The sequence below is a fragment of the Cohnella xylanilytica genome, assembly GCF_014212175.1.
Classification (GTDB): domain Bacteria; phylum Bacillota; class Bacilli; order Paenibacillales; family Paenibacillaceae; genus Cohnella; species Cohnella xylanilytica.
The window spans coordinates 49,847-57,485 of sequence record NZ_JACJVR010000007.1 but is presented as its reverse complement, the minus strand read 5'-3'; the positions used below and the strand labels follow the sequence as shown (position 1 = coordinate 57,485).

The window sequence follows — 7,639 nt, the reverse complement described above, 5'->3', positions numbered from 1 at the left end:
TGGCGGAAGGAAGCGAGGAGCCTGCAGCAGCTCCTCGCTTCCTTCCGCCAGCAGCGCGTTCCCTTGCGCCAGCAGCGCCTGCAGCCGTCCCGCCGCGCTCCGCGCCGCCTCGGACGACGACGACGCGGCCGGCCCCGCGAGGAACTCGCCCAGCAGCGCCTGCAGCTTGCCGAGCTGCTCGCCGACCGGCGGCCCGTACAGCGCCTGCCGCAGCGACGAGATCGTCGTCTCCGTCGGCGCGAGACCCCGGCGGAACGCGACGCCCGCCGCGTTCGCCCACTCCTGCGCGTCCGCGCCGGAAGGCTTCGCCTCGGCCGCCTGCTTGAACCAGTTCGCCGTCTCCCGGTCGATCGGGTAGCCGTCCCTTTTCAACCCCTTCAGCAGCTCCAGGCTCCACTTCTGGTCCGGAAGCCCGAACGACTTGACGACGTCCCGCATCGGATCGTCGGGGAGAGCCGCCGCCGGGTCGGCGAGCGCCTTCAGCACAATGTGGCCGCCGTTCGATTCCGGCTGCACCTGCAGCAGCGTCCCCTTCCCGACGGGAAGCTCCGCGTCGAGCTTCGCCCGGACGAGTCCCCCGTTGATCTGGATGACCGCCTCGTTGTCGTCCAGCATCTCCAGCAGCACGCCCCGCACGATCTGCCCGATCTTCAGCTCCAGGACGCGGGCGTCGGACGGCTGCGAATCCCCGAGCAGCGCCTTCATGATCGCCCCGACGTTCATGCTCATCGTCGAACTCCCCCTGCCCTCTATCCAAAATCCCTTATCCTATGTATCGGCTTCTTCGCGTTCCCCTTGCAGTCCGGTTGAACGAATCTCCTCCAAGGACCGCGCCGAACTAGAACAATTGCTGCTGCTCCGCCAGAATGCCGGACAGGAACGTCTTCCGGTGAAGCGGCGTCGGCCCCATCCGCAGCAGGCCGTCCCGATGCTCCTTCGTCGCGTAGCCCTTGTTGGCCGCGAGCCCGTAGCCCGGATACAGCGCCTCCCATACGTCCCGGCACAGCCGGTCCCGCGTCACCTTCGCCAAGATGGACGCCGCTCCGATCGACTGGCTTCTCGCGTCGCCCTTGATGATCGCCGTCTGCTCGATGTCCAGCCCCACCGTCTCCGCGTCGACGAGCAGATGCTCCGGCCGAATCGGCAGCGACTCGACCGCCAGCTTCATCGCCAGGCGGGAAGCCTGCCGGATGTTGATCCGGTCAATCGTCTCCGCGTCCACGCGGGCGACCGCCCAAGCGACCGCCTCCGCCGCGATGACGTCGTACAGCCTCTCCCTCTTCTTCTCGCTGAGCTGCTTCGAATCGTTGATCTCGTCCAGCACGAGGCCGGGCGGTAGCACGACGGCCGCCGCGACGACGTCTCCGAACAGGCAGCCCCTGCCGACCTCGTCGATGCCGGCGACGGCCGTGAGCCCCCGGGCCCACAAGTCTCTCTCGAACGCCAACCGGTCGACGGGGGACTCGTCCGTCTGTTCCGCCTCCGTCTCCGCGCCGGGCGAGCCGATGCCTTCGATCGCCAGCTCCAATTCTGCCGGTTCCCCGGCTTCCCTCTTCTTCTTCGCCAACCCCATTCCGCCTCTCCGCATGCTATCCTTTCATTTTCCGACAAGCCGGCCTCTGGGGCAACCTTTTTTCACGAACGATCCGCGGAAAATGTCGGCAAAGCCAAATCCGAGCGGGCCTAATCCGTCGCTCCGTCTCTCCCGTCCCTTCGGCCTCCGATGATCCCTCGAGCTTTGCCCCAATAAAAAAAGCCGCCGGCCCGGCCTCTGCGGCCGCCCGACGGCATTTGACGTCTTCGTATGCTCGATTCCTTGCCTTCACCGCCGAGCTCAGATGACCGGCGCCTCCAGCGTAATGCGCCCCAGCTTGCCCGTGCGCAAATCCCGCAGCAGCACGCCCGCCGCCTTCGCGTAATCGACGTGGCCTCCGCCCGCCAGGCAGCCCCGGCGGCGCCCGATCTCCTCGAGCACGCCCGCGGCCGCGGCGATGTCCGGCAGCTCCGGAGGCAGGTCGGCCAGGTTGTAACGTTCGACCAGCGCCTCGCGATACTCGGCCGCCAGCCAGCGAAGAATGTAGCACGCGACCTCGTCGATCTGCAGCACTTCTTCCTTGATCGCGCCGGTGGCCGCCAGCTTAAATCCGACCTCCGGATCCTCGAACTTCGGCCACAGAATGCCCGGCGTATCGAGCAGCTCCAGGTCGCCGCCCGTCCGGATCCACTGCTGGCCCTTCGTCACGCCGGGACGGTCTCCCGTCGCGGCGGCCGCCCGGCCGGCCAGCTTGTTGATCAGCGTCGACTTCCCGACGTTCGGAATGCCGACGATGAGAACCCGAGCGGGCCGCGGCTTCATCCCTTTGGCGATCTGGCGCTCGATCTTCTCCTTCAGCAGCGCCCGCACCCGTCCGGAGATGTCCTTGACGCCCGTTCCGGTGTTCGCGTCGATCGCCAGCGCTTCGCGGCCGAACGAACGGAACCAGTCGATCCACTTCGCGTTCGCCTGCGCGTCCGCCAGGTCCGCCTTGTTCAGCAGAATGAGCCGCGGCTTCGCCCCGACGATCTCGTCGACCATCGGATTGCGGCTCGCCTGCGGCACCCGGGCGTCGAGCAGCTCGAACACGACGTCGATCAGCTTCAGCTTCTCTTCGATCTGCCGTTTGGCCCGCGTCATGTGACCCGGGAACCATTGAATCGTCATGAAGAACCCCCTCCGCTCGCCGCGCGAATCCGGGAGCGGATCGGCTCCCGTCCTTTAGTATCCGCGTCCGATGTATTTTATGTCCTTCAGCGGCCAGAAAATCAGCTCCGCGCGGCCGACGACGCGGCTCATCGGTATGTATCCGATCATTCGGCTGTCCTTGCTGTTGGAACGATTGTCGCCCATTACGAACAATTGGCCTTCGGGCACGGTGCCTTCCTCGAAATCCGTATTGTTGTACTCCCGGCCTTCGGCGTGCGCCTGCTCCAGCGCTTCCTTCAGGTAAAGCTCGTCGAGCGGCTTCCCGTTCACGTAGACCGTATCGCCTTCGACCTTGACCGTGTCTCCCGGCACCGCGATGACCCGCTTGATGAAGTCCCGGTTCTCCTCCGGCACGTGGAAGACGATGACCTCGCCCTGCTTCGGCTTGCGGAAGTCGTACAGCACCATGTTGACGATGATCCGTTCCCGGTCCTGGAAGTTGGGCTCCATCGATTCCCCGTCCACGATGAACGGCGAGACGAGCAGCCAACGGATGACGATGACGAGGACGGCCGCGATGGCAAGCGCTTTGATCCATTCCTTCAATTCGTTGCTGGCTTTGGAGGACGCCGGTTTAGAGGGCCCCGGGCCGCCGGGCGGTTGCGCGGAATCCGGAGCTGGCGAGCCCCCCGCGCCGGAGGATGCCGTCTGCGATCCGGAGCCATTGGCCTCGTCCGGACGAGCCGTCTCCTCGCTTTTCCAATCACGCGATTGATCCATGTCGATATTCGCCTCTCTCCTGCTCTACTCTCCGTTACGGCCCATCGAAGGCGACCACTGGCAAAAAATTAAATGCAAAAAGGAGGACTTGAACACCGCCAAGCCCCCCCTTTGACGCTCATTATCGAATTTCCTTGATACGAGCCGCCTTGCCGCGCAGACCGCGCAGATAGTACAGCTTCGCACGGCGAACTTTACCGCGGCGCGCCACTTCGATCTTCTCGATGCGAGGCGAATGAACCGGGAAAGCACGCTCGACGCCGACGCCGTACGAAATCTTGCGAACCGTGAAGGTCTCGCTGATTCCGCCGCCGCGACGCTTGATCACGACGCCTTCGAACAACTGAACCCGCTCGCGGGAACCCTCGACGACTTTAACGTGAACCTTCAGCGTGTCGCCGGGACGGAAGCTGGGAATGTCCTTGCGAAGTTGTTCTTGCGTAATCGCTTGGATCAAGTTCATTGAGTATTCACTCCTCTCTCCACAGACGTTCGTACCCCGCTCCGCGAATCTCTTGATTCGCCTCATGGCGTGCAGAGGACCGTCCGACTATCGGGCCGTTGGCCTGTCCGGGACGATCGCCCGTCAGAACGGCACAAACAACAGTTGAAATTTTATCATAAACCGCGGCGGAAAACAACTATAACTTGCTCTCCCCCGCGCGAGGCCCGCCTTTACTCGGAATCCGGCGCCGGAAGGCCGCCGCGCGCCTTCTCCCGCTCAAGCCATTCCCGCTCCTTCGCGGTGAGCTCGGCCGTCTCCAGCAGATCGGGACGGCGCTCCAGCGTCCGGACGAGCGACTGCTGCCGGCGCCACTTCCCGATCTCGGCGTGGTGGCCGGACAGCAGCACGTCCGGCACCTTCCACTCGCGGAATTCGGGCGGACGGGTGTAGTGGGGGTACTCGAGCAGTCCGTCGCTGAACGAATCCGTCACGGCGGACAGCTCGTTGCCGAGGACGCCCGGCAGCAGCCGGACGACGGCGTCGATGACGACCATCGCGGGCAGCTCGCCTCCCGTGAGCACGTAATCGCCGACGGACAGCTCGTCCGTCACCAGGTACTGACGGATTCGCTCGTCGTATCCTTCGTAATGGCCGCAGATGAAGATCAGATGCTCCTCGCCCGAGAGCTCCTTGGCCTTCGCCTGCGTGAACTTCTCGCCTTGCGGGCACATGAGGATGACCCGCGGCTTGGCGGGTTCCCTACCTTCAGCCGCCCGTTCCCCGTTCGCGCGCGCCGAGACGTCCTCGACGGCGGCGAAGATCGGCTCCGGCTTGAGCACCATGCCGCCCCCGCCGCCGTACGGCGTATCGTCGACGGTATTATGCTTATTATTGGCGTAATCCCGGAAATTTACCGTCTCCAGCGAGACGATTCCCTTGTCGCGGGCTTTGCCGAGAATGCTGCTCCCGAATACGCCTTCGAACATCTCCGGGAACAAGGTCAACACGTCTACCCGCATCTTACAGCAACCCTTCCATCAGACGCACTTTGACGACTTTGCCGGGGACGTCCACGTCCAGCACGACGTCGTCGATGACAGGCAGCAGCAGTTCCTTGCCCTTCGGCCGCTTGACGACCCAGACGTCGTTCGCGCCGGGAGACAGCACGTCCGTAATCGTGCCGAGCTTCTCTCCCTCGTCCGTCAGGACGGAGCAGCCGACGATGTCCCGGACGTAATATTCGCCTTCCTCGAGCTCGACCCGATTGTCGGGCTCGACCTTCAGCTCCCAGCCTTTATACTTCTCGACCTCGTTGATGTTGTCGAAGCCCTTGAGCTTCACGATGAACACGTTGCTCTGCTCGCGGGAGCTCTGGACGACGACCTCGACCGGCTCGCCGGATTCCGGCGGCACGAGCAGCAGCCGGTTGCCGGAACGGAAGCGAACGTCCGGGAAGTCGGTGGTGGGCCATACCTTCACTTCGCCGCGGATGCCGTGGGTATTGACGATTTTGCCTACGTTGAGCCTGCGCTCTTCCGCCATGGAAGCCGCCTCCTTAAGGATCGCTTGTAGAAAAGGATCTGTACCGATAAGTTGCCTCTTCTTCCGGTTCCCGATGAACTGCAAAATCTGCATGGCGGTTCGTCCGGAATGCGGATTTTGCGGTTCACGCAACCGACGAGAAGGGCCGGACATGCCCGAGGCATTCCCGACCCTTCGCCTGCGTTATTCCGATACAATGTCCACGATGACGCGTCTCCGCTCCTTGACGGCGGCGGAAGCGACTACCGTACGCAGCGCTTTCGCGATGCGTCCCTGCTTGCCGATGACTTTGCCGACATCGTCGGGATGAACGGAAAGCTCGTACACCAGGCCGCGCGCGTCTTCCTTGACCTGAATTTGCACGTCTTCCGGATGATCCACCAAAGCTCGGGCGATAACCCGAATCAATTGTTCCATGGCTTATCCCTCCGGGTCGTAGGACGTCTTACTTCTGGAGCTTGGATTCGTGGAACTTCTTCAGGACGCCGGCGCTGCTCAGAAGATTGCGGACCGTGTCGGACGCTTGCGCGCCGTTCTGGAGCCATTTCAGAGCTTTCTCTTCGTCGATTTGCACTTGAGCCGGTTGAGCGACCGGATTGTAGATGCCGATCTCCTCGATGAAGCGGCCGTCGCGCGGCGAACGGGAATCGGATACGACCACGCGGTAGAAAGGAGCTTTATGAGCGCCCATACGTTTCAGACGGATGCGAACTGCCATTTGAACTTTCACCTCCTTAACGAAGTTATCGGCTGTTATCGATTCGCCGTTCGTCTTGCGATCAGAACGGGAACTTCATGTTTTTGCCGCCGAGCATGCCCTTGAGCGCCTTCATGCCGCCCTTCGGACCCTTGCCCTTCGGCCCCATCATGCCGGTGAACTGCTTCATCATCTTCTTCATGTCCTCGAACTGCTTCAGCAGCCGGTTCACTTCCGCGAGCGACGTTCCGCTTCCCGCGGCGATCCGCTTGCGGCGGCTGTAGTTGATGATGTCGGGCTTCTGCTTCTCGGCCTTCGTCATCGACTTGACGATCGCTTCCGTTCTCGCGATCTGCTTCTCGTCGATCTTGAAGTTCGGATTGCCCTTGATCTTGTTCATTCCGGGCATCATATCGAGAAGCTGATCCAGCGGCCCCAGCTTGCGCACCTGCTCCATCTGCTCGAGGAAGTCGTCGAACGTGAATTCGGCCGTGCGCATCTTGCGCTCGAGATCCTTCGCCTTCTCCGCGTCGATGTTCGACTGCGCCTTCTCGATGAGGGAGAGCATGTCGCCCATGCCGAGAATCCGGGACGCCATCCGGTCCGGGTGGAACGCCTCGAGCTGGTCGATCTTCTCGCCCGTGGAGGCGAACTTGATCGGGCAGCCCGTCACCGCCTTGACGGACAACGCGGCGCCGCCGCGGGTATCGCCGTCCAGCTTCGTCAGCACGACGCCGGTCAGCTCGAGCTGCTCGTGGAAGCTCTTCGCCACGTTGACGGCTTCCTGGCCGGTCATCGCGTCGACGACGAGGAGAACCTCATCCGGCTTGACGGCGGCGTGGATCTGCTTGATCTCCTCCATCAGGGCTTCGTCGATCTGCAGACGGCCGGCGGTGTCGATCAGGACGTAGTCGTTGCCTTGCTCCTTGGCGAGCTGGACGCCCTGCTTCGCGATCTCGACCGGGCTGACCTTGTCGCCGAGCGAGAACACCGGGACGCCGATCTGGCCTCCGAGCACCTCGAGCTGCTTGATCGCGGCGGGCCGGTAGATGTCGCCCGCGACGAGCAGCGGCTTATGGTTCTGCGATTGCAGCAGCTTCGCCAGCTTGCCGGTCAGCGTCGTCTTACCCGCCCCTTGCAGACCGGCCATCAGCACGATCGTCGGCGGCCTGTTCGACTTCGCCAGCTTCGCCTGCGAGCCGCCCATCAGCTCGATCAATTCCTTGTGGACGATGTCGACGACGACCATGCCGGGCGTGAAGCTCTTCTGCACTTCCGCGCCGACGGCCTTCTCCTTGACCTTGGCGATAAAATCCTTGACGACCTTGAAGTTGACGTCCGCTTCCAGCAGCGCGAGCCTGACCTCGCGCATCGCTTCGTTAACGTCGTCCTCCGACAGCTTGCCTTTGCCCCTCAGCTTGCCGAACACGTTCTGCAGCCGAGTCGTCAATCCTTCGAATGCCATGCTCCGGTCCCTCCTTTCGATCGGCCC

Annotated in this window: 10 protein-coding genes; all 10 read right to left on the bottom strand. The window is 63.1% G+C overall.

From position 1 onward, the window contains the following. A partial coding sequence (locus H7B90_RS03000; protein ID WP_512699101.1) for a TP0910 N-terminal domain-containing protein occupies positions 1 to 729 on the bottom strand: 729 nt, incomplete at its 3' end. 109 nt (positions 730 to 838) lie between these two features. After that, the gene (gene rnhB / locus H7B90_RS02995) at positions 839 to 1,573 is read right to left on the bottom strand and encodes a ribonuclease HII (protein WP_185134393.1); all 735 of its coding nucleotides are present in this window, start codon (positions 1,571 to 1,573) and stop codon (positions 839 to 841) included. Between the two features lie 261 nt (positions 1,574 to 1,834). Next, on the bottom strand, positions 1,835 to 2,701 hold the full coding sequence (gene ylqF / locus H7B90_RS02990) for a ribosome biogenesis GTPase YlqF (protein ID WP_185134392.1): 867 nt from the start codon (positions 2,699 to 2,701) through the stop codon (positions 1,835 to 1,837). 54 nt (positions 2,702 to 2,755) lie between these two features. Then, positions 2,756 to 3,463 carry a signal peptidase I gene (lepB, locus tag H7B90_RS02985; protein WP_185134391.1) on the bottom strand — a complete coding sequence of 236 codons (708 nt, stop codon included), beginning with the start codon at positions 3,461 to 3,463 and terminating at the stop codon, positions 2,756 to 2,758. Between the two features lie 121 nt (positions 3,464 to 3,584). Next, positions 3,585 to 3,926 carry a 50S ribosomal protein L19 gene (gene rplS, locus H7B90_RS02980; protein ID WP_185134390.1) on the bottom strand — a complete coding sequence of 114 codons (342 nt, stop codon included), beginning with the start codon at positions 3,924 to 3,926 and terminating at the stop codon, positions 3,585 to 3,587. A gap of 212 nt (positions 3,927 to 4,138) precedes the next feature. After that, on the bottom strand, positions 4,139 to 4,927 hold the full coding sequence (gene trmD, locus H7B90_RS02975; protein WP_185134389.1) for a tRNA (guanosine(37)-N1)-methyltransferase TrmD: 789 nt from the start codon (positions 4,925 to 4,927) through the stop codon (positions 4,139 to 4,141). Between the two features lies 1 nt (position 4,928). Then, positions 4,929 to 5,450, bottom strand: a complete 522-nt coding sequence (gene rimM, locus H7B90_RS02970; protein WP_185134388.1) for a ribosome maturation factor RimM — start codon at positions 5,448 to 5,450, stop codon at positions 4,929 to 4,931. Between the two features lie 183 nt (positions 5,451 to 5,633). Beyond that, positions 5,634 to 5,867 carry a KH domain-containing protein gene (locus H7B90_RS02965; RefSeq protein WP_185134387.1) on the bottom strand — a complete coding sequence of 78 codons (234 nt, stop codon included), beginning with the start codon at positions 5,865 to 5,867 and terminating at the stop codon, positions 5,634 to 5,636. A 28-nt stretch (positions 5,868 to 5,895) separates the two neighbouring features. Continuing rightward, positions 5,896 to 6,168: a 30S ribosomal protein S16 gene (gene rpsP / locus H7B90_RS02960; protein ID WP_185134386.1), complete on the bottom strand. Its 273-nt coding sequence runs from the start codon at positions 6,166 to 6,168 to the stop codon at positions 5,896 to 5,898. 61 nt (positions 6,169 to 6,229) lie between these two features. After that, complete coding sequence (ffh, locus tag H7B90_RS02955) at positions 6,230 to 7,612, bottom strand: signal recognition particle protein (RefSeq protein WP_185134385.1); 1,383 nt, start codon at positions 7,610 to 7,612, stop codon at positions 6,230 to 6,232. Positions 7,613 to 7,639 lie beyond the last annotated feature (27 nt).

Bases quoted from the DNA above. Each gene is read 5' to 3' on its own strand.
- rnhB (WP_185134393.1), bottom strand. From the start codon at position 1,573: ATGGGGTTGGCGAAGAAGAAGAGGGAAGCCGGGGAACCGGCAGAATTG.
- ylqF (WP_185134392.1), bottom strand. From the start codon at position 2,701: ATGACGATTCAATGGTTCCCGGGTCACATGACGCGGGCCAAACGGCAG.
- lepB (WP_185134391.1), bottom strand. From the start codon at position 3,463: ATGGATCAATCGCGTGATTGGAAAAGCGAGGAGACGGCTCGTCCGGAC.
- rplS (WP_185134390.1), bottom strand. From the start codon at position 3,926: ATGAACTTGATCCAAGCGATTACGCAAGAACAACTTCGCAAGGACATT.
- trmD (WP_185134389.1), bottom strand. From the start codon at position 4,927: ATGCGGGTAGACGTGTTGACCTTGTTCCCGGAGATGTTCGAAGGCGTA.
- rimM (WP_185134388.1), bottom strand. From the start codon at position 5,450: ATGGCGGAAGAGCGCAGGCTCAACGTAGGCAAAATCGTCAATACCCAC.
- H7B90_RS02965 (WP_185134387.1), bottom strand. From the start codon at position 5,867: ATGGAACAATTGATTCGGGTTATCGCCCGAGCTTTGGTGGATCATCCG.
- rpsP (WP_185134386.1), bottom strand. From the start codon at position 6,168: ATGGCAGTTCGCATCCGTCTGAAACGTATGGGCGCTCATAAAGCTCCT.
- ffh (WP_185134385.1), bottom strand. From the start codon at position 7,612: ATGGCATTCGAAGGATTGACGACTCGGCTGCAGAACGTGTTCGGCAAG.